The organism is Stenotrophomonas sp. 85239_Sma, from assembly GCF_056481725.1.
The window spans coordinates 2,207,796-2,227,176 of record NZ_CM151163.1 but is presented as its reverse complement, the minus strand read 5'-3'; the positions used below and the strand labels follow the sequence as shown (position 1 = coordinate 2,227,176).

The 19,381-nt window shown below is 63.7% G+C and carries 19 protein-coding genes; 8 read left to right on the top strand and 11 right to left on the bottom strand.

Annotated features, from left to right (window positions below; genetic code table 11):
• Positions 1-43: 43 nt before the first annotated feature.
• From ACYKG1_RS10475 to merT, 6 genes are all read right to left on the bottom strand, one after another.
• Positions 44-1,033 (bottom strand): DUF3330 domain-containing protein, encoded by a 990-nt coding sequence (locus tag ACYKG1_RS10475; protein WP_003132006.1) that lies wholly within the window; start codon positions 1,031-1,033, stop codon positions 44-46.
• Positions 1,030-1,266 (bottom strand): broad-spectrum mercury transporter MerE, encoded by a 237-nt coding sequence (gene merE / locus ACYKG1_RS10470; protein WP_003132004.1) that lies wholly within the window; start codon positions 1,264-1,266, stop codon positions 1,030-1,032. The genes ACYKG1_RS10475 and merE overlap by 4 nt, the downstream gene beginning before the upstream one ends.
• The gene (gene merD / locus ACYKG1_RS10465; RefSeq protein ID WP_000995360.1) at positions 1,263-1,628 is read right to left on the bottom strand and encodes a mercury resistance co-regulator MerD; all 366 of its coding nucleotides are present in this window, start codon (positions 1,626-1,628) and stop codon (positions 1,263-1,265) included. The genes merE and merD overlap by 4 nt, the downstream gene beginning before the upstream one ends.
• A gap of 17 nt (positions 1,629-1,645) precedes the next feature.
• Positions 1,646-3,331 carry a mercury(II) reductase gene (gene merA, locus ACYKG1_RS10460; RefSeq protein WP_003156770.1) on the bottom strand — a complete coding sequence of 562 codons (1,686 nt, stop codon included), beginning with the start codon at positions 3,329-3,331 and terminating at the stop codon, positions 1,646-1,648.
• A gap of 71 nt (positions 3,332-3,402) precedes the next feature.
• Positions 3,403-3,678 carry a mercury resistance system periplasmic binding protein MerP gene (gene merP, locus ACYKG1_RS10455; RefSeq protein WP_003131987.1) on the bottom strand — a complete coding sequence of 92 codons (276 nt, stop codon included), beginning with the start codon at positions 3,676-3,678 and terminating at the stop codon, positions 3,403-3,405.
• A gap of 12 nt (positions 3,679-3,690) precedes the next feature.
• Entirely contained in the window at positions 3,691-4,041 is a 351-nt protein-coding gene (merT, locus tag ACYKG1_RS10450; protein WP_478472635.1) for a mercuric ion transporter MerT, read from the bottom strand.
• A gap of 71 nt (positions 4,042-4,112) precedes the next feature.
• On the opposite strand from merT, the gene merR reads away from it, so the two are divergent.
• Both merR and ACYKG1_RS10440 read left to right on the top strand, forming a co-directional pair.
• The gene (merR, locus tag ACYKG1_RS10445) at positions 4,113-4,547 is read left to right on the top strand and encodes an Hg(II)-responsive transcriptional regulator (protein ID WP_005413387.1); all 435 of its coding nucleotides are present in this window, start codon (positions 4,113-4,115) and stop codon (positions 4,545-4,547) included.
• Between the two features lie 2,453 nt (positions 4,548-7,000).
• Positions 7,001-7,777: a hypothetical protein gene (locus ACYKG1_RS10440; protein WP_032966761.1), complete on the top strand. Its 777-nt coding sequence runs from the start codon at positions 7,001-7,003 to the stop codon at positions 7,775-7,777.
• Here ACYKG1_RS10440 and ACYKG1_RS10435 read toward each other — a convergent pair.
• The 3 genes from ACYKG1_RS10435 to ACYKG1_RS10425 form a co-directional block, all read right to left on the bottom strand.
• Positions 7,774-8,100, bottom strand: coding sequence for an HNH endonuclease (locus ACYKG1_RS10435; protein ID WP_323162603.1), 327 nt, complete (start codon positions 8,098-8,100; stop codon positions 7,774-7,776). The two genes, ACYKG1_RS10440 and ACYKG1_RS10435, sit on opposite strands and share 4 nt — an antisense overlap.
• Positions 8,101-8,353: 253 nt before the next feature.
• On the bottom strand, positions 8,354-8,503 hold the full coding sequence (locus ACYKG1_RS10430) for a hypothetical protein (RefSeq protein WP_324615445.1): 150 nt from the start codon (positions 8,501-8,503) through the stop codon (positions 8,354-8,356).
• A 435-nt stretch (positions 8,504-8,938) separates the two neighbouring features.
• Positions 8,939-9,400, bottom strand: a complete 462-nt coding sequence (locus ACYKG1_RS10425) for a DUF6265 family protein (protein WP_478472633.1) — start codon at positions 9,398-9,400, stop codon at positions 8,939-8,941.
• A 90-nt stretch (positions 9,401-9,490) separates the two neighbouring features.
• On the opposite strand from ACYKG1_RS10425, the gene ACYKG1_RS10420 reads away from it, so the two are divergent.
• Entirely contained in the window at positions 9,491-10,339 is an 849-nt protein-coding gene (locus ACYKG1_RS10420) for a helix-turn-helix domain-containing protein (protein ID WP_478472631.1), read from the top strand.
• Between the two features lie 19 nt (positions 10,340-10,358).
• Here the strand turns inward: ACYKG1_RS10420 and ACYKG1_RS10415 are convergent, their stop codons facing one another.
• Positions 10,359-10,838, bottom strand: a complete 480-nt coding sequence (locus tag ACYKG1_RS10415) for an N-acetyltransferase family protein (RefSeq protein ID WP_478472630.1) — start codon at positions 10,836-10,838, stop codon at positions 10,359-10,361.
• 133 nt (positions 10,839-10,971) lie between these two features.
• Here ACYKG1_RS10415 and ACYKG1_RS10410 point away from each other — a divergent pair, with 133 nt between their 5' ends.
• Positions 10,972-13,167: an AsmA family protein gene (locus tag ACYKG1_RS10410; protein WP_478472629.1), complete on the top strand. Its 2,196-nt coding sequence runs from the start codon at positions 10,972-10,974 to the stop codon at positions 13,165-13,167.
• 72 nt (positions 13,168-13,239) lie between these two features.
• Positions 13,240-13,725, top strand: coding sequence for a TspO/MBR family protein (locus ACYKG1_RS10405; RefSeq protein WP_100472279.1), 486 nt, complete (start codon positions 13,240-13,242; stop codon positions 13,723-13,725).
• 16 nt (positions 13,726-13,741) lie between these two features.
• Here the strand turns inward: ACYKG1_RS10405 and ACYKG1_RS10400 are convergent, their stop codons facing one another.
• Positions 13,742-14,035, bottom strand: coding sequence for a hypothetical protein (locus ACYKG1_RS10400; RefSeq protein ID WP_478472628.1), 294 nt, complete (start codon positions 14,033-14,035; stop codon positions 13,742-13,744).
• A 250-nt stretch (positions 14,036-14,285) separates the two neighbouring features.
• On the opposite strand from ACYKG1_RS10400, the gene ACYKG1_RS10395 reads away from it, so the two are divergent.
• The 3 genes from ACYKG1_RS10395 to ACYKG1_RS10385 are packed head-to-tail and all read left to right on the top strand — an operon-like array spanning position 14,286 to position 19,379.
• Entirely contained in the window at positions 14,286-16,523 is a 2,238-nt protein-coding gene (locus ACYKG1_RS10395; protein ID WP_478472626.1) for an ATP-binding protein, read from the top strand.
• Positions 16,520-16,987 carry a response regulator gene (locus tag ACYKG1_RS10390; RefSeq protein WP_049422003.1) on the top strand — a complete coding sequence of 156 codons (468 nt, stop codon included), beginning with the start codon at positions 16,520-16,522 and terminating at the stop codon, positions 16,985-16,987. The genes ACYKG1_RS10395 and ACYKG1_RS10390 overlap by 4 nt, the downstream gene beginning before the upstream one ends.
• Positions 16,980-19,379 carry a response regulator gene (locus ACYKG1_RS10385; RefSeq protein ID WP_478472625.1) on the top strand — a complete coding sequence of 800 codons (2,400 nt, stop codon included), beginning with the start codon at positions 16,980-16,982 and terminating at the stop codon, positions 19,377-19,379. The genes ACYKG1_RS10390 and ACYKG1_RS10385 overlap by 8 nt, the downstream gene beginning before the upstream one ends.
• Positions 19,380-19,381: the final 2 nt, after the last annotated feature.

The window sequence follows — 19,381 nt, the reverse complement described above, 5'->3', positions numbered from 1 at the left end:
ACTAAGCGGCGCGGCCCTGCCTGACATCCAGTTAGGGTATGCCTCAATCTGACGGTAGCGAGTCGCAGGCGTTCGGATCGGCATCGGTTTCGTTCCCTGTCTTGGCACGCGCTTCGAAGCGTTGATAACACTCCAACCCGCAGAAGTGCTCGACGTATTCCGCGCCTTCCGGGGTGAAGGCGGCATCGAGCGGGATTTCCTTGCAGCACACGCAGCAACTGGTGGTGGTCGAGTCACTTGCATTCATGGTGGCACCCCTCCATTGACTGACGAAGACGGCGAATGCCGCCGCCGGCATTGGCTTCGCGAACAGGAAGCCTTGTCCTGTGTCGCAGTCCGCTTGTCGCAATAGATCAAGACTCGCCGATGTTTCCACGCCTTCAGCCACCACATCCATGCCCAGCCCGTGCGCAAGCTGAATCACGGTGTGCACGATGGTTTGGTCGCGGCGGTCGTTGGCGAGCCCGGCGACAAACGATTGGTCGATCTTGAGCGTGCTGATTGGGCAGCACTTCAGATGTTGCAGACAGGAATACCCCGTCCCGAAGTCATCGGCGGCGAAGCGCACACCGATCTGCCGCAAGGCGTCCAGGGCGGGGAAGATCGCCGGATCACCAAACGCGACCGATTCGGTCAGCTCGATTTCGAGATACTCGGCGGGCAACTCGGCATCAGCCAGCACGCCCTTTACCCACCCGTCGAAGTCCGGTCCCACTTGGCTCGCCGAAACATTGACGGCCAGCCGGAACGGTCGCCATGCCAGCATTCGCCAGTCACGCATCTGGCGGCAGGCTTCGCCCAGCACCCAAGCGCCGATTTCAGGCATCAGGCCGGACGATTCGACCACGGGCAGGAACTGGCCCGGTGGCAATAGTCCAAGCGTCGGATGACGCCAGCGCAACAGGGCTTCCGCGCCGACAATCCCACCACTGCGCAGATCGACGACGGGCTGGTAGTGCAGTTCAAGCTGCCCGCGCTCGACCGCTTGGGCCAGTTCCGGCGTCGTCCATCCATCCGGCCGGAAAGCGCTCATTCTCTTTCCCTGAATGCCCGCAACGCCCGCGACAGGGACAGAAGGAACAGGCCGGTCAAACCGAGCGCCGCGATGACCCAATGCTCGCCGAGGAAAGCACCGGCGGTTGTGCCGGCCAGCACGACAGCGAGGATGGGCAGGTGGCAGGGGCAAGTCAGCACAGCCAGTCCGCCCCACAGGTAGCCGGTGATCGGTTTGTGCGTCTCGGACGGCAAGCGCTCGGGGTTGTTCATGGCAGACTCTCCGCGTGCTGTGCCGGCTCGGTCGGCAGGGTGGCCAACTGCACTTCCAGATCGGCCAACGCTTCGCGCCGACGCTCGACGAACTGACGCAGCAGGGCAAGCTGCGCGGCCGCTTCGTCGCCGTCCGCCGCATCCAGCGCCCGGCACAGCCGCGCCAGCGCGTCGAGGCCGATGCCCGCCTCGAAGGCCGCCCGCACGAAGCACAGCCGTTGCAAGGCGGCGTCATCGAACAAGCCGTAGCCGCCTGGTGTGCACGCCACCGGGCGCAGCAATCCGCGCAGCAGGTAGTCGCGCACGATATGCACGCTCACCCCGGCATCAAGAGCCAGCCGGGACACCGTGTAGGCGTTCATTGAACACCTCCTTTTTCTCACCCGGCGCAGCAGGAAAGCTGCTTCACATCCTTGTTGAAGGTCTGCGCCGCGAGCTTCAACCCCTCGACCATCGTCAGGTAGGGGAACAACTGGTCGGCCAGTTCCTGCACCGTCATGCGGTTGCGAATGGCCAGAGCCGCCGTCTGGATCAGTTCACCCGCTTCCGGCGCGACCGCCTGTACGCCGATCAGCCGATGGCTGCCTTCCTCGATAACCAACTTGATGAAGCCGCGTGTGTCGAAGTTGGCGAGCGCACGCGGCACGTTGTCCAAGGTCAAGGTGCGGCTGTCGGTCTCGATCCCGTCGTGGTGGGCTTCCGCCTCGCTGTAGCCCACGGTCGCCACTTGCGGATCGGTGAACACCACGGCCGGCATTGCGGTCAGGTCGAGCGCCGCATCGCCGCCGGTCATGTTGATCGCGGCACGGGTGCCGGCCGCTGCCGCCACATAGACGAACTGCGGCTGGTCGGTGCAGTCGCCGGCCGCGTAGATGTTCGGGTTGCTCGTGCGCATGCCTTGGTCGATGACGATGGCACCTTGCGCATTGACAGTGACCCCCGCTGCGTCCAGCGCGAGGCTGCGCGTGTTCGGTGTCCGACCGGTGGCAACCAGCAGTTTGTCGGCGCGCAATTCACCGTGCGTGGTGGTCAGCACGAATTCACCGTCCATATGGGCGACCTGGCTGGCTTGCGTGTGCTCCAGCACCTCGATGCCCTCGGCACGGAAAGCGGCTGTCACCGCCTCGCCGATGGCCGGGTCTTCACGGAAGAACAAGGTATTGCGCGCCAGGACCGTGACCTTGCTGCCCAGCCGGGCAAAGGCTTGCGCCAGCTCCAGCGCCACCACCGACGAGCCGATTACGGCAAGGCGTTCGGGAATGGTGTCGCTCGCCAGGGCCTCGGTGGAAGTCCAGTAGGGTGACTCTTTCAAGCCCGGAATCGGCGGGACCGCCGGGCTGGCACCCGTGGCGACCAGGCAGCGGTCGAACATCACGACGCGCTCGCCACCCTCGTTCAAACGGACGGTAAGGCTCTGGTCGTCCTTGAAGCGCGCCTCACCGTGCACAACGGTGATGGCCGGATTACCGCCCAGGATGCCTTCGTACTTGGCGTGCCGCAGTTCGTCGACGCGGGCCTGCTGCTGGGCCAGCAGCTTACTGCGGTCAATCGTAGGCACAGTTGCCGCAATACCGCCATCGAACGGGCTTTCCCGGCGCAGATGGGCGATGTGGGCGGCGCGGATCATGATCTTGGACGGCACACAGCCGACATTGACGCAGGTGCCGCCGATGGTGCCGCGCTCGATCAGCGTGACCTGCGCGCCTTGCTCGACGGCCTTCAGCGCCGCCGCCATCGCGGCTCCACCGCTGCCAATGACCGCTACCTGCACCGGGGGCTCGTTGCCACTGTGCTTTTCGGCGGCGGCCATCCATCCCCGCACCTTGTCGAGCAGTCCGACGCGGTTGTCCGCCAGTGGCGCATCGGCTAGCGTTGCCTTGTAGCCCAGTCCGGCCACGGCGGCAGTCAGCGCGTCCGGCGATGTGCCCGGCACGATGGCGAGTTGCGCTGTGCCCTTCGGATAGGACACCAGCGCCGACTGCACGCCTGGCACTTTTTCCAGCGCTTCCTTGACGTGCGCCGCGCACGAGTCGCAAGTCATGCCGGTGATTTTTAGATGGGTCATGCAACAGATCCTTTATCGTTTGTGGCGCCAGACAATGACGTCCGTTGTGCTGCGGTGCCGTTTTCAGTGACTCACTGCTTGACGCTGGACGGATAGCCCGCGTCTGCGGTTGCCTTGGTCAGCTTCTGCACGCTGGTCTTGGCATCGTCGAAGGTGACGACCGCTTGGCGTGTCTCGAAAGTCACGTCAACTTTGCTGACGCCTTCGACCTTGGAAATCGCCTTCTTGACAGTGATCGGGCAGGCGGAGCAGGTCATGCCCGGTACGGACAGCGTGACGGTCTGGGTGGCGGCCCAGACGGGGGCAACAACGGCGGCGAGGGCGAGGGAGGCAAACAGTTTCTTCATGGTGAACTCCGATCAGTAGAAAAATGGCATGACGTAGGGAAATCCGAGCGCGACCAGAACCAGCGCGGCCACGATCCAGAAAATGAGCTTGTAAGTAGCTCGCACTTGGGGAATCGCGCAGACCTCACCCGGTTTGCAGGCCGCTGCCTGCCGGTAGATGCGCCGCCAGGCGAAGAACAACGCCACCAGCGCCACGCCGATAAAGATGGGGCGATAGGGTTCCAACACCGCCAAGTTGCCGATCCAAGCGCCGCTGAACCCCAAGGCGATCAGAACCAACGGCCCGAGGCAGCAAGCCGAGGCGAGGATGGCGGCAAGCCCTCCAATGAAGAGCGCGCCGCGCCCGGTTTTTGGTTCAGACATGCGCTTGTCCTTTCGAATTGAAATTGGATAGCGTAACCTTACTTCCGTACTCATGTACGGAGTCAAGCGATATGGAAAACAATTTGGAGAACCTGACCATTGGCGTTTTCGCCAAGGCGGCCGGGGTCAATGTGGAGACCATCCGTTTCTATCAGCGCAAGGGCTTGTTGCTGGAGCCTGACAAGCCCTATGGCAGCATCCGCCGCTATGGCGAGGCGAATGTAACGCGGGTGCGCTTCGTGAAATCAGCCCAGCGGCTGGGCTTCAGCCTGGATGAGATCGCCGAGCTGCTGCGGCTGGAGGATGGCACCCATTGCGAGGAAGCCAGCAGTCTGGCCGAGCACAAGCTCAAGGACGTGCGCGAGAAAATGGCTGACCTGGCGCGCATGGAGGCCGTGCTGTCTGAGTTGGTGCGCGCCTGCCATGCGCGAAGGGGGAACGTTTCCTGCCCGCTGATCGCGTCACTACAGGGTGGAGCAAGCTTGGCAGGTTCGGCTATGCCTTAGCGTGCTTTATTTTCCGTTTTCTGAGACGACCCCTTAGAAAGCCTAGTCAAAGAGCTGTCACGAGAACACCGTTAGCTTAGCGTACGATTTTTTCCGAATTCTGCGGTTCCCCCTTCCTCCGCATCTACGAGCTTGCACTGCAGGCCAGCTTCCGCGCAGATTTCACAATAGAACAGCTATCTGCCGAGCTAGGGCTGGTGGTGGACCAACTCTGGCCGAACTTTGAGAAAGCGGTTAGCGAAGCGGGATTGCCGATCGAGCAACTCGGGACCGAGTTGGTGCTTGGTGGATGGTCGTTGAAGAACGGCCGGATGATGGCCACGGCGTATGCGAAGAGTGACAGCCGGCGCCCTTGCGTTGTCCAGCCGATCGGGGGGCAGATGGCGTCGCCGGGCGAACCGCTCCAGGCCGCGACCCCTAGCATGGCCCAGGTGGATCTGCTGGCCCATGCGCGTCTCCAGGTCAGCTACCTCAATGGGCAATTGGGCCGGAAAGTAGCAGGAGGTCGACTGCTAGTTGGGTTTCTGCAGAAGGGGCAAGCCCTGCTCAAGGATCTAGGAGAGATCTAGGTCGCGGGAGTCAAATACGCTAGGGGCTGAAATCGAAGTTCAGGTCTGGCCCTAAGGCAGAAGGCCAAAGCAGACCAAGGTCGTCCGTGGATTTGGGATGTTTATCGAGGGCAGGGTGGATGTCCGCTTCTGGCCGGAAGCGGACATTGGGCGGCGACCGGCCCGGTGATGGCATCCGCCTTCGACCCAAAGCGGGCATCGTTCTCGACACACCTGAGTTGATCCGTACTCCAAAGCCTGTTTCCGCTACCCCTTGTAGTGCTCGACGTAGAGCCCCAAAGCTGCCAACGACGCATACACGGCGGACCCAGCGTTGGTCGCGTACAAGGCAAAGGGAACCGGAGGATCGCAGGGAACTGTTGCGATGAACCACGGAGCTGAGCTCGTCAAGCTCGTCCTAGGTGATGTGAGGAATCCTAGCTCCCTACGCATACCTAGCGCCTCGCGGACGTACGCCTTGTTCCAGCCGCCAGTCTTGCACGAGACCCCAAGAAGTAACTCCGTAAATGCGGGATAGCGACGGGTCTTAATCGGACGATATACACCGACGTCAATCTCGTGACGGTCAGCCGCTTTGACCACCGTCGTGCCTTTCCAGCTATGGGTTAGTGTGGTGACCTGCACTGAAATCCTAATCTCGAGCTTCTCAGTAGACGTAGATCCACTGATGTAATCGTGATCCGGATGGTTTGCTTTGCATGGAGATCCTCCAAACGTCAGGACGCCTGCCATCTTGGGGGTACACGTGAGCTTGTAGCCCGCACTATCGATGATTCGCAGAAGCCTAAGCAGCACCCGAAGTTCGTAAGCCTTTCCTTGCGCGTAGGGAGACCCGCTCGCCTTAGCACGCGAAATGGCTGCTTTCACAGCGTTGAGGATTGCTAACTTACTGATCGTCACAGTCGCGGTCCTCGTGGCGCGTGTTCCTCGCGAGGGTCGTCCGGTGGCAGATATCGAGCGATATAGGCCTCAAGATCTGCCTGCTCGTGATCCGTCAAACGCTGGGGTGATACAGTTGGTAGATGTGACCGGATTGAGCGAACTCGGCGACCTTCTGGTGTCTCAACAGTGTAATGAACGTCCTCCAGTCCGGTGAGACCTTGGACCAGCTTCCCGATCTCACCCAAGGTTTGCGAGAGGGCGTCTTGGGTCGTCACAGGTCTAAAATCGAGAACCGCCGCAAGTGCGGCTGCAGCTTGTGCATTCGTGTCGTCCTCGTAATCAGACATCGCCTGAACAATCGCGGAGCGAAGCGATCTAACAATTTGTGGATCAAGCTCAGACGCAAGGGCTAGCGCCTTCCCTATCTCCCTAATTACCTCTTCACCACCTTGATCTTCTGCCATTCACAACTCCACAGCTGTAGACATTAACGGGCCGCGCGGGATGAACCGCCCGGATTCTCTAAATTCAATTGCCGAAGGTTGCCGTTGGCAATGTTCCTTAAGAGTAAGGCACAGTGCGGTTTGGTTCCATAAGCGGATCGCGCTGGCTGTATCCCGAAGTGTGCGATGACGCCGAAGCTGGATAGTGTCGCTGAATTGGACCATCAGGCACTTAGGTCTGAGCCCTGATACAGATTGATGATATGACTCCAAGTCGCGTACGGGCTGCGAAGAGCACCGGCTACTTTGGTCCGCTTCTGACCGAAAGCGGACATTCGTTTAACCAAGGGTGAAGGAAACTTTTAGGGCCAGGATGGACTTCAACTCTCTCGTTCGCTCGCTTCTATCCGATGCGAAGATGCGCCGTAACAAGCCTCTGCGAGACTAGTGCGCGAGCCAGGTCGCTGACATTGCTCCATGGCCTATGACGTGCCCCGCACCCGCTGGTCAAATGGAACCGCCCTCGGCACCATGGGCACGACCATCTAAGGAGTTCTTCATGCTCTACCAAGATAAGTACGTCGCCTTCATCGACATGCTCGGGTTCTCCGCACTTGTCCAAGAGTCGGCAGCCGACATGAGCAAGCTTGATGAAATAGCAGAGGCCATCGACAGACTAAAGAACACAGCGTGCTGCAACCCAGCAACAGGACTTTTGTTCACTTACTTCAGCGACTGCATCGTCATATCAAGCAGCCGCTCTCCTGCTGGCCTTGCCGACATCCTGAGCTGCATCAGAATGTTGGCCGAGAACCTGCTAGTTGTTGATATATTGATACGTGGAGGGCTCACAGTTGGAAGCATTCATCATGATTCTCAGATGATCTTCGGACCGGCGATGCTGGACGCCTATCGCATGGAATGTAAGGAAGCACGCAATCCCATGGTGCTCGTGAGCGAAGAGGTGCGATCGGATGCTCGCGCTGCGGGGTTAAGCAACCTGTTGACGTGGGATGACGAAGAGCCAGACCGCCACTATGTCCACTATCTGATCTCGTACAGCGCTTATGACTCTAATCCAAGGGCGGGCGTCGTGATTCTCGATAGCCAGGCCGCTCTCATCCGGCATTTCATCGCCAAGAGGCTGCTAGGCGCTCCGGGTAAGATCCTGGATAAAGCCGAGTGGATGGAACGATATTGGAACGAGAAGGTGGCGACAGGTGGAATTCTCGGACGTGTTGACAGGGTCGCAGACCTTGTTAGGCCCAATGCGCGACCATTTCGCAGCAGACTCGCCGTTCTAGCACCGCAACCGGGCGCCACTAGTGTGGACTAGCGAATCAGGCAAGCAGCTGCCGATTCCTTGCAAAGATTCAATTCAATTGGCCATACGGAAGCACGTGCAATCCCTGATGGCAGTCGGGACCACCATCTCCCCATTGCCAGCCGCGTCTGAACCAGCGCCCGGAACGCTTCAGCGGAAGGGGCTGGTCCCTTCCGCTGGTGCCTGCCCTGGTTGCACCGGCTATGCGCGGCCACCACGTTCCCGGACACGTCTCTGCCCCCGTCCTGTTGGGCCACCAGGTGCTCGGCGGTGCATTGAAAGGCTCGGGCCTTACTGGCCTTCAGCCCGAGCTCTGAGGGTGCAGTGAGCCACATCGGCAGGCCGCAATAGAAGCAACGGCCCGATTGGGCGTAGAAGGCAGAAGTGCGAAGGGATCTGCGGCGTTTGGCGGTCATGGATGGCTCCGGAATCGAAGGATTCCCGTGCCCCCATTGGGTGGACCTCGGGCACCCGGAGCCTATTGGCTATGCGGGCACAACACCGGCGCTTTATAGCGACTGGCTAAGGCGTTATAGCTCAGCGCTTGAGCCGCTACAAGGCCCAGATGCCGACCAGAACGGGAGGGAGTCACCGACGCCCAGTTAAGGTCAAAGCTTGGTCAGGGGGCGAGCGACGCGCTTGAGCAGGTGGAGCGGGGCGTGGCGCGTCACCCAGGGAAGTCGCGGTGTTGTAGTCCTGCTCAACCCGCTGAACTGTTCGCACGTTCAGGCCCGAGATCTCGTCTAATTGTTCTTGCGACCAATGTCGCGACTGGCGGAACTGGGAAGTGCAGGCGACAAGCTCTGACCGATCAGGTGCGCAGTTGGGAACTCAAGGGCGAGCTGGATGTGGAGCCAGAAATCGAGGGCGTCTTAGGTGCGGATCCAGGAATCAAGGGCATCTTTGGGGGAGATCTGGAAATCGCGGGCGTCCTTGTGGGGAAATACGGGCGGACAGCTGTGGGATCTGGGGCGTTTCCGTTGTGGCAGTCAGTCATACAGCCGCAGCCATTGCCAAGCAGAACCGACGAATGCGGCCCAGCGACGTAGCCTGCGCCGGCTACGTTTCATTTCGCATAATGTATATTATGTTCACAGCAGGATCGCCACCCAAACGACCGGAGCCTTCCCAGCCCTCAGATCCCAAAGCCTCACCCTGGGCCATCTTGCCCACTCAATCCCCACAACGACGATAGTCAAACGGAATCCGCAGGATCTTCCCATCATCTGCCGGACCGGAGATGCTCGCCTTCAGCGCAGTGCCATCACGCCGGTACTCGATGCGCTTCGGGAAGTCATGCTGCGGGTTCTCGAACACCACCCAGTTCGCGCCATGTTCGGCAATGACGAACGTGGTTGGCGCCACGCCATTGGGCTGCACATGCAGGCCAGCCGCTTTGCCTGCAGGCACCAGGCGCATGTACTCGAATGACTCCATATCGCCGTGGCTCAGCGTGCGCGACATCCCAAGCAAAGCGCCGCCGGCCTCGGGCAGCCAGACCTCATCAAGCCTGCGCTCCTCGGTGCCGCCACACCAATGCCCGGCCAGCCAATCGAACTCGGCCGGTGCAGCCATGGCCGCGCCGCTTCCCAACGCCAGGCCTGCGCCCAGCACCGCCACCTTCGACTTCAACATGTACAGACCTCCTGGATGGATTGGCTGCAGGCTAGCGGCAGGGCCGCCAAGGGCGCTTGTAAAAATGCGCAGGATGGCGTCCGATGCCGCATGGACTACCGCGAGCACCCTGCCCCCGACGACCTGCGCCGTCATGTCCAGTGCCTCTGGTGGCTGCGGGACGAAGCCCCCGGCCATGACGTGCAGGTCATCTATCCCGATGGCCGCTGCGAGTTGCTGGCGGAACTGGGCGTGCCGCTGCATCTTCATGGGGCAGATGGCCGGATCCGCTCCGATCTGCCGTTCTGCTTCGCTGCACAGCAATGCGGCCCGATTCGTCTGCAGGCTGTCGGCCCAGTTTCCTGCATTGGCGTGCGCCTGCAGCCGGCCGCGAGCGCCTTGATTGCCGGCGTCCGCCTGCCCGGGCTTCGCGACCAGGCGCCGGACCTGTACACGCTGGATGCCATCTTTGCCGAGACCTTCAGCGCCGCCGCGCGGGCAAGCGCCGCCAGCGGTACGCCCGAGCCCCTCTGGCAGGTGCTGCGGGATCGTTGTGCCGGCTTCGCCCTGGACGAGCGCATCGAACTAGCCGTTGCGGAACTGGATGCAGCGGAAGGCGCTCTGCGCATCGCCGAACTGGCACGGCGGCTTGGCATGTCCCTGCGTGGCTTGCAGTCGCGTTTTCTGGCGGCCGTGGGCATGACCCCGAAAGAATATGCCCGGGTTTGCAGGCTGCAGGCTCTGTTGCACACGCTGGATGGAGAAGCCACCAGCATCGCCTCCGCTGCGGCGCGCCACGGTTACAGCGACCAGGCCCATGCCACGCATGACCTGGTGCGCTGGACCGGCGTCACGCCCGGCCGACTGGCCGACGCGCTGCGCGGCGATCGTGGCAGTAACGATGCACTGCGGCTGGCAGCGGCCTTCGTGCGTGGAAGCAGTGTCGCCCGCTCACCGTGAGCCCCTGCCCTGCGTCGACCTACAGGAACCGGTGCATCACATATACGTCAACCAACCCCAGCGCCCGATGCCGGAACGCCGCCGGTAGCGTCCCGACCACGGCGAAGCCAAGCTTCCGGTACAGCTCAACCGCTGGCGCATTGGTGCTGACCACGTAGTTGAACTGCATGGCCAGGAACCCCTCCGATCTGGCCCGATCCAGGCTGTGTGCCACCAGCGCTCGCCCAATGCCACGCCCTTGCGCCAGCGGATCGACCACGTAGGTGGCACTGGCGACGTGCGCGCCCAGGTCCGGGAAGTTGGCACCCATCTTGTACATTCCGGCCACGCGCCCCTCCAGAACGGCCACAAAGGCCGGCTGCACCCCGAACCAGTGGCTCCGAAAGGTTCCGGCCTCGAAGGTGCCGGCGAACGGAAGCGAATCCTCCGTCGCAATGGCCGCCTTGAAAATCGCCCACATGGCGTCGAAGTCACCGGCGGTGGCAGCTCGGATCTCCATGCGATTCCCCGCGGTTCGGCATAGTGGGCAAGGCGGACACTAGCAGAATCCAGCACGTGCCCCGCACCCGCTTCACGCGCCACCGCCATCAGTTCCGCAATAGTTGAGCAAATTCCGGCCTCTAGAGCAGTACATGTCCCCCACTCCCGCGCGCACTCCACACCGGTTCCGCCGATGGCGCGTCGCTGGTTACCTCCTGCTGGGCGTGTACGTTCTCTACCTGCTGGCCGGCAACATCTTCCTCAATACCCCGCTGTTCGACCAGGTCACCAACCGCAAGCCGCACAAGTTCGTGATGACGACCGGCCCGGCCATCACGCTGCTGCCGGGCCATGTGATTGCCTGGAACGTGCACATGCGCGGCCACGTCAACCACACCGTCTACGTGCTGCATGCCGAGCGTGCCAGCGCCCGATTGGCCGTGCTGCCCCTGTTCCGCCGCGAAGTGCGGGTTCCCCGATTGCAGGCCACTGGCGTGTCTGCCGAGATCAGCCGCGTCGAGGAGGCCATTCCGTCGCCCCCGCGCAGCGACCAGGGCTGGACCCTGCGTTTCGACGCCATCCACAGCGACAGTATTCGCAGTACCCGGCTCGGCAAGCTGCTGATCATCGGCAAGGGCCAGGGCACGGTGGGGTTCCTCAAGCAACTGCGTGGCGGGCCGTCCGAGCTGTTCGATTCCGAGGTCTCGTTCAGCGCAGCAGACACCAGTTATGACGGCGTGCAGCTGCTGGGCGACATGGATCTGACCGCGCGCTTCAGCTATCCGCGCCACTATCGCGACCAGGCGCCCGGCCTGGCCAAGCTGAAGCTGCTGCATGCGCAACTTGAGGTGAATGCGCGCAGCCAGGGCCTGCGCATGGATACGGATGCGACATCGCCGAAGATCTCCAGCGCGCCCGTGGCCGGACACCTGCAGCTGGCGCTCCACTTGATCGACGGCCAGCTGCAACCCGGTGACCACGCACTCTGGCAGGTACCGCTCTTCCTTGGCGATGGCGCGCCCGATCGCGGCGTGCTGGCCCTGCAGCTCAGTGTGGCCAACGACCTGCGCTTGCAGGCCCGCCTGCCGCCACGCCCGGATTCGGCCGCCGGCATCGATGCCGACCTGCACATCACCGGGCGCGAGATCCCGTTCCAGCACCCTGCCCAGCTGCTGGAGCGCAGCTCCGGTACCGTTCGAGGCGAATGGGCCTTCACCTCGCTCAACTGGATCCCTGCCCTGTTCGTGCGCAAGCCATGGCTGCAGCTCGATGGCGGTGGCACGCTGAAGGCGGATCTGCGCCTGCGCAATGGCGAACTGATCGAAGGCAGCACCGTGGACATTCCCTCGGCCGCAGCAGTGGCCGAAGTGGCCGGCGTGCGCCTGGCCGGTACCGCCAGCGCGCATGGCGAGCTGAAGGCAGGCAGCCCCAACCAGGCACAGCTGGCCATCCGGCTGCCCCGCTTCACCGCGCGGCCCAGCGATGCCCAGGACGTGCGGCTGTTCGACGGGCGCGACCTGGCCGTGGACCTCACCGGCGATGGCCGCCTGCAGGAACTGCGCAAGGGCGTTCGTGCGCGGCTGCGCTTCAGCCAAGCGACCATTCCGGACCTGGCCGCTTACAATCGCTACCTTGGCTCCCAACAGGTGCGCCTGCTGCGTGGCACCGGCAGCCTCAGCGGCGACGCCACGCTCGACACCGATGGCCGCGTCGGCCACGGCACCGCGCGGCTGCTGGGCCGCAATGCCAGCGCGAACGTTGCGGGACTGGACTTGGGCGGCGACGTCGACGTGAATGCGACGCTTCGCCGCGGCGACTTCAACCAGCGCCATTTCGATCTGTCCGGCACCACCGTGGAGCTGCGCAATGTGCAGGTGGCGGGCACCGATTCCAACAGCGCGTGGAAAGGCCGTGCCGTGTTCAAGCGGGGCCGCATCGACGCGCAGTCCCCGTTCCAGGTGGACGCTACCACCGATCTGACCCTGAGCGATGCACGTCCCTTGCTGGCCGTGTTCGCCAAGCGCACCGACTATCCGCGCTGGACGCTGTCACTGCTCGACTCTGGCCAGGTCGATGCACAGGCCACGCTGCGCTGGCGCCCGGGCCATCTGCTGATCGACGGACTGGAGGCCGAGAATGATCGCCTGACGGTACGTGCGCGGCTGGATCTTCTGGAGCAGCGCAAGCGTGGCGATCTCTACCTGCGCTGGGGGCTGCTGGGCGCCGGCATCGAACTCAATGGCGACCAGCGCCAGTGGCATCTGGCCAAGGCGCGCGAATGGTTCGATCAGCAGCCATCGCTGCTGCCTGCCAGCCAGGGTGGCAGCGTTGGGGGCACTTCAGACTGATTGCACCCGGCCTGCATCCATGTGCCGCTTCTGTTCGTATGCACGGGTATAGGCATGACGGAGCGGTACGGAATGAAGCGGCGTTCACAGGCTTTGGGTCTTCTGGGATGGGGCGTGGTCACTTTTGCGGCGGCGGGAGTCGGCGCGTGGGCATCCACATCCGCCGCCAACTTCTACGCTGCCCTCGCCCTGCCCGCCTGGGCACCGCCTGCCAGCGTGTTTGGCCCGGTATGGACCCTGCTCTACACGATGATGGCCCTTGCGGCGTGGTTGGTCTGGCGCGAACGCGGCTGGCGCAACGCGCAACCGGCCCTGATGCTCTATCTGCTGCAGTTGGCCGTCAATGCGCTCTGGAGCTGGCTGTTCTTCGGCTGGAAGCTGGGCGCGCTGGCCTTCGTCGACATCCTGGTCCTGATTACGCTGGTGTGCGCAACGATCGTTGCCTTCGCACGCATCCACCGCGGCGCGGCGGTGATGCTGCTGCCTTACCTGGCCTGGATATCGTTCGCCTCTGCGCTGAACTTCGCGGTCTGGCGCGGCAATCCCGGGGTACTGTGACCCGGTGTCGGCACTTTCAGGCCTGGGCGACGTGATGTGGCTGCCAGGTACGCAGCAACGCGGGTTTGAACGCCTGCTGGCCACAGCCTGTGGGGCACCGCACCACCCGCGCGGCGGTGTGGCTGACCAGGCCCTGCCCTTCCTCTGCCTTGAATACCGTTTCGCAGCACAGGCAGCGCGCAACCAGCGAGTACAGGTGGAGCAGGCGCCCATTGGCCGGATCCTGCAGGGCATCCACATCCAGCAGCTCAAACTGGCAGCTGTCGGCAAGCATGCGGTACGGCGTTGAAGGCAAGGTCTGCAGGTTCACGGGAGGTGGTCACTCAGGAATGTGCGTTCACCCTAGGCACGTCGGTGTCGAGCGCGCGTGCAGCGCGCATGTACCTTTCGCGAAGCACGCAGGTGCTCCCGGATGCTCTGGATGAAGAATTCAGCTTCGAATGAAGCGCTCTTCACGCACGCGTACTGGTATGCGAATGCAGGATTTTGCGTCACCATCCACGGATACCGGGTGCAGCTGGGCCATTCCAGCCATCCACGAATCATGAGTCCAGCCCTTGATGCCTTCTGCCGAGCCCACGCACGACACCGCCCAGTCCCGTTGTGCGCGCGAACCGATCCACACGCCCGGTGCCATCCAGCCATACGGCGTGCTTCTGGTAGTGGAGCCACAGTCACTGCGGGTGCGCGAGCGCGCGATCAGCCAGCCGGGTCTGCTGCGGCAGTTCGGCGAACCCTTGTCGCAGCATGTCAGCGAGGTGCTGGGCGGCGTACTGGCGCCCTTCCAGGCGCTGTTCCAGCAGGCCACGGTCGGCAGCAGCGCCCATGTCGGCGCCGTGCACCTGGATGGCCACGGCCGCCATCAATTGCTGCTGCACCGCTCTGCCACGGATCTGCTGGTCGAGTTGGAGGCACCGGTTCCCGGCCAGCCGGGTTCGCTTGAAGAACTGTATCCGTCGATCCGCGAACTGATGACCGGCATCGAATCGGCCAGCACCGTGGAAGATCTGTGCCAGCTGGCGGCCGCGCACATGCGCCGGCTGACCGGCTTCGATCGCACCCTGGTCTACCAGTTCGATGCCGGCTGGAACGGTATCGTGGTCGCCGAGGATGGCAACGGCCTGTTGCCGTCCTACCTGGACCTGCGCTTTCCCGAGTCGGACATCCCGGCCCAGGCCCGCGAGCTGTACCGGCGCAACCGGGTACGCCTGATCGCGGACAACAACTACACCCCTGCCCCACTGATGCGCAGCGAGGAGTATCGCGATGCACCGGCCACCGACCTGAGCCTGGCCGTGCTGCGCAGCGTTTCGCCGGTGCACCTGCAGTACATGCGCAACATGGGCACCGGCGCGTCGATGTCGGTCTCGCTGGTGCATGAGGGCCAGCTGTGGGGCCTGGTGTCCTGCCACACGGTGCAGCCGCGCCGCCTGCCCTACCACGTGCGCACCGCCTGTGAGTTCATGGGCCAGATCCTGTCGCTGCAGATCGCGCTGAAGGAGCGTGCACGCGCCATCGAAGAGCGCGTGGCGCGCCGCTCGGTGCTGGTCAAGCTGCTTGCACGCATGGCCGGCGACGAGGATTTCATGGCTGCGCTGCGCCACGATGAAGCCAGCCTGCTGTCGCTGACCGGCGCGGCAGGCGCCGCCATCGTGCACAAGGGCGACTGCATGCGTGTGGGCCAGTGCCCGCCCGCAACCGACGTGTTGGCCCTGGCCGATTGGCTGGCCGCACAGCAGGCCGGGCAGGAAACGTACTGCAGTGACCATCTGGCAGCCGACTGGGCGCCCGGTGCGCGCCTGTCCGACGTGGCCAGCGGCGTACTGGCGGTGTCCATCTCGCAGCTGCACGACAGCTACCTGATGTGGTTCCGACCGGAGGTGGTGCGTACCGTGCGCTGGGGCGGCGATCCACGCAAGACCGAAGCACCGGACGTGGCACTTTCGCCGCGCAGCTCCTTCGAGGCCTGGAAGGAAATCGTCCAGCAGCGCAGCCTTCCGTGGAACGACGCCGACCGCGATGCCGCCCTCGAGATGCGCACCGCCATCGTCGACATCGTGCTGCGCAAGGCCGAGGAAATGGCCGAACTCAACGAGCAGCTGGTCCGCAGCAACAAGGAACTCGAAGCGTTTTCCTATTCGGTCAGCCACGACCTGCGCGCGCCCTTCCGCCACATTGTCGGTTACTCGGAGCTGCTGGGCAGCTCGGCCGGCGAACGCCTCAACGACACCGAGCGCCGCTTCCTGGATACGATCGTGGAGTCGGCCAAATCTGCCGGAACGCTGGTGGATGACCTGCTCAGCTTCTCGCAGATGGGCCGTTCCACGCTCGGCCGGGTGCGACTGGACATGGCCGCACTGGCCGAAGATGTCCGCAGGAGCCTGGCCTTGGACTACAGCGGCCGCGACGTACAGTGGAGTCTGGCACCGCTGCCGGAGGTCGAGGCCGACCCGACGATGCTGCGCCTGGTCTGGCAGAACCTGCTGGCCAACGCGATCAAGTTCACCCGCGAGCGCGAGCAGTCAGTGATAGAGATCGGTCACGAGCGCAACGTCGACGAAGACCATTTCTTCGTACGCGACAACGGCTGCGGCTTCGACATGCGCTATGTCGACAAGCTGTTCGGCGTATTCCAGCGCCTGCATCACGTCGAGGAATTCGAAGGCACCGGCATCGGCCTGGCCAACGTGCGCCGCATCATCGGCCGCCATGGCGGCCGCACCTGGGCCGAGGGCGAGCCAGGCAAGGGCGCCACGATCCATTTCACCCTACCCCGTTCCACAGGAGATCACCCATGAGGGACCTGCGGCCGATCCTCTTGGTAGAGGACAGCCCCAAGGATGCAGAGCTGACGCTGGCGGCGCTGTCGCGTTGCCAGTTGCTGAACGATGTCATCCATGTACGTGACGGCGCCGAAGCGCTGGATTACCTGCGCTGCGAAGGCAAATTCGCCGGCACCAACCACGGCGGCCCGGTGGTGGTGCTGCTTGACCTGAAGCTGCCCAAGGTGAACGGCCTGGAGGTGCTGGAGCAGGTCCGTGGCGATTCGAACCTGAGCAGCACGCCGGTGGTGATGCTGACCTCCTCCCGCGAAGAGCAGGATCTGGTGCGCAGTTACGAACTGGGCGTCAACGCATTCGTGGTCAAGCCGGTGGACTTCAAGGAGTTCTTCGACGCCATCCAGGGCCTGGGCATGTTCTGGGGCATCACCAACCAGCCACCGCCGCATCGCCCCAACGGCTCGGGGCAGCACAATGCGTGATGGATCGCGCCGCAGCGAGCGCCTGCGCATCCTCATGCTTGAGGACAGTGCGCTTGATGCGGAGTTGATCAGCGCACAACTGCGGCGGGCTGGCCTCGACTTCGAGGCCGAGCGCCTGTGGACCCGCAATGCCTTCATCGAGGCGATCGAGAATCGCGCCTTCGATGTCATCCTGGCCGATCACGTGCTGCCCGGATTCGACGGCGACGCTGCCCTTGCGTTGGCGCGCGAGCGGATCCCGCAGACGCCCTTCATCTTCGTCTCCGGTACGCTCACCGAGGAGCTGGCGGTACAGGCGCTGACCCGCGGCGCACGCGATTACGTGGTCAAGCAGCGCCTGCAGCGCCTGCCGGATGCGATCCGCCGCGCCCGCCAGGAAGCGCACGAGCGCACCCAGCTGGCCCACGCGCAGGCCGCACTGAATGACAGCCAGGCCCAGCTGCAGCAGGTGACCGACGCTGTACCGGCATTGATCGCCCAGCTCGACAAGGAGCATCGCTACCGCTTCGCCAACAAGGCCTTCCTGGACTGGCACGGCGTCAGCCTGGCCGAACTGCTGGGCCGTTCGGCGCGCGATGTCAGCGGCATTTCCGCCTTCGAACATGCACTGCCCAGCATCGAACGGGTGCTGCAGGGTGAGCGCACCCGCTTCCAGGTGGAACTGGTCCACCGCAGCGGCGAGTCACGCTTCGTGCAGATGGACTGCGTGCCGGAGCGAGGCGCCGACGGCGCCGTGGTCGGCTACATCTGCCTGGGCAGCGACGTCTCCGGGCTGAAGCAGGCCGAGCTCGCCCTGCGCGAAGACAACCAGCTGCTCGAACGGCAGGTCCAGGCGCGCACCGCCGAACTGCGGGCGAGCAAACGGCGGTTGCAGGCCATCTTCGAATCCAGCTTCCAGCATCAGGTGCTGCTGGACCTGGAGGGCCGCGTGGTCGACGCCAATGTCGCGTCGTTGGCTGCCGTACTGGCCGACAAGCCCGACGTTGTGGGCCAACGCTATGGGCAATCGTTGTGGTTCGCCACCAGCGGCGACGCCGGCACCCTGGTGGATCAGGCCGTTGCCGCTGCCGCGAAGGGGCAAAGCTCGCTGCATGCACTGGAGTTGGAGCTGCCCACCGGCCTCCGCAGCTACGATTTTTCGTTCCGTCCGCTACTGGATGCCGAAGGCGCAGTGACGGCGGTGGTGTCGGAGGCAGTGGAAACCACGGCCCGGCTGCAGGCCGAACATGCACTGCGCCAGTCACAGAAGATCGAAGCGGTGGGCCAGCTCACCGGCGGCATCGCCCACGATTTCAACAACATCCTGACCGTGATTTCCGGCAACGTTGAACACGCCATGCTGCTCAGCGAGCGCGCCGGCGAGCCGGGCGCCATGGTCAGCCGTGCGCTGGACAACGCCCTCAAGGGTGTGGGCCGTGCCGCCAGCCTGACCCAGCGCCTGCTGGCATTTGCCCGGCGCCAACCGTTGCACAGCCAGGCCGCCAATCTCAACGACCGGCTGCTGGACATGCATGACATGCTGCAGCGTGCACTGGGCGAGCTGGTGCAGCTGGAAATCCGCGCCGCCGAGGACGTCTGGTGCGTCGAGATCGACGTCAGCCAGCTGGAGGCCTCCGTACTGAACCTGGCGGTCAATGCCCGCGATGCCATGCCCCATGGCGGCCGGCTGGTGATCGAGGTCGACAACAGCCATCTCGACCACGACTACGCCGCCCTGTTCCCCGATGCAGCCCCTGGCGAATACGTGATGCTGCGGGTCCGCGACAACGGCCACGGCATGGATGCGGCCACCCTCGCGCGCGTGTTCGAGCCGTTCTTCACCACCAAGCAGGTTGGCCGCGGCACCGGCCTGGGCCTGTCGATGGTGCATGGCTTCGTCAAGCAGTCCGGCGGCCATGTGCTGATTGACTCGGTGGAAGGCGGCGGCACCAGCATCACCATGATGTTCCCGCGTTCGACGCTGGCCCTGCCCTGCGAGGCAAGCGCACCGCAGACCGGCCTGGCGGGTTACTCGCCACGCGAGGAAACCATCCTGGTGGCCGAGGACAATGATGATGTGCGTGCGCACACCGTCGATGCCCTGCGCCTGCTGGGCTATCGCGTGCTGGAAGCACACGACGGCCCCTCCGCGCTGCGCCTGCTGGAACGCCCCGACACCAAGGTGGACCTGCTGTTTTCGGACGTGGTGATGCCCGGCATGTCGGGCTGGGAGCTGGTGCGCGAAGTGCGGGAACGCTGGCCGGAAGTCGCCGTGCTGTTCACTTCGGGCTATCCACGCGACCACGACGCAGTCGGCAGCCAAGGCCGGGCAGCCGCCCTGCTGCCCAAGCCGTTCACCCGCAGCGACCTGGCCCAGGCGGTACGTGCCGCGCTGGAGGGTGCCACGCACTGAGG

Excerpts from the sequence above, each read along its gene's own strand:
- ACYKG1_RS10475 (WP_003132006.1), bottom strand. The coding sequence starts at position 1,033 with ATGAGCGCTTTCCGGCCGGATGGATGGACGACGCCGGAACTGGCCCAA.
- merE (WP_003132004.1), bottom strand. The coding sequence starts at position 1,266 with ATGAACAACCCCGAGCGCTTGCCGTCCGAGACGCACAAACCGATCACC.
- merD (WP_000995360.1), bottom strand. The coding sequence starts at position 1,628 with ATGAACGCCTACACGGTGTCCCGGCTGGCTCTTGATGCCGGGGTGAGC.
- merA (WP_003156770.1), bottom strand. The coding sequence starts at position 3,331 with ATGACCCATCTAAAAATCACCGGCATGACTTGCGACTCGTGCGCGGCG.
- merP (WP_003131987.1), bottom strand. The coding sequence starts at position 3,678 with ATGAAGAAACTGTTTGCCTCCCTCGCCCTCGCCGCCGTTGTTGCCCCC.
- merT (WP_478472635.1), bottom strand. The coding sequence starts at position 4,041 with ATGTCTGAACCAAAAACCGGGCGCGGCGCGCTCTTCATTGGAGGGCTT.
- merR (WP_005413387.1), top strand. The coding sequence starts at position 4,113 with ATGGAAAACAATTTGGAGAACCTGACCATTGGCGTTTTCGCCAAGGCG.
- ACYKG1_RS10440 (WP_032966761.1), top strand. The coding sequence starts at position 7,001 with ATGCTCTACCAAGATAAGTACGTCGCCTTCATCGACATGCTCGGGTTC.
- ACYKG1_RS10435 (WP_323162603.1), bottom strand. The coding sequence starts at position 8,100 with ATGTGGCTCACTGCACCCTCAGAGCTCGGGCTGAAGGCCAGTAAGGCC.
- ACYKG1_RS10425 (WP_478472633.1), bottom strand. The coding sequence starts at position 9,400 with ATGTTGAAGTCGAAGGTGGCGGTGCTGGGCGCAGGCCTGGCGTTGGGA.
- ACYKG1_RS10420 (WP_478472631.1), top strand. The coding sequence starts at position 9,491 with ATGGACTACCGCGAGCACCCTGCCCCCGACGACCTGCGCCGTCATGTC.
- ACYKG1_RS10415 (WP_478472630.1), bottom strand. The coding sequence starts at position 10,838 with ATGGAGATCCGAGCTGCCACCGCCGGTGACTTCGACGCCATGTGGGCG.
- ACYKG1_RS10410 (WP_478472629.1), top strand. The coding sequence starts at position 10,972 with ATGTCCCCCACTCCCGCGCGCACTCCACACCGGTTCCGCCGATGGCGC.
- ACYKG1_RS10405 (WP_100472279.1), top strand. The coding sequence starts at position 13,240 with ATGAAGCGGCGTTCACAGGCTTTGGGTCTTCTGGGATGGGGCGTGGTC.
- ACYKG1_RS10395 (WP_478472626.1), top strand. The coding sequence starts at position 14,286 with ATGCCTTCTGCCGAGCCCACGCACGACACCGCCCAGTCCCGTTGTGCG.
- ACYKG1_RS10390 (WP_049422003.1), top strand. The coding sequence starts at position 16,520 with ATGAGGGACCTGCGGCCGATCCTCTTGGTAGAGGACAGCCCCAAGGAT.
- ACYKG1_RS10385 (WP_478472625.1), top strand. The coding sequence starts at position 16,980 with ATGCGTGATGGATCGCGCCGCAGCGAGCGCCTGCGCATCCTCATGCTT.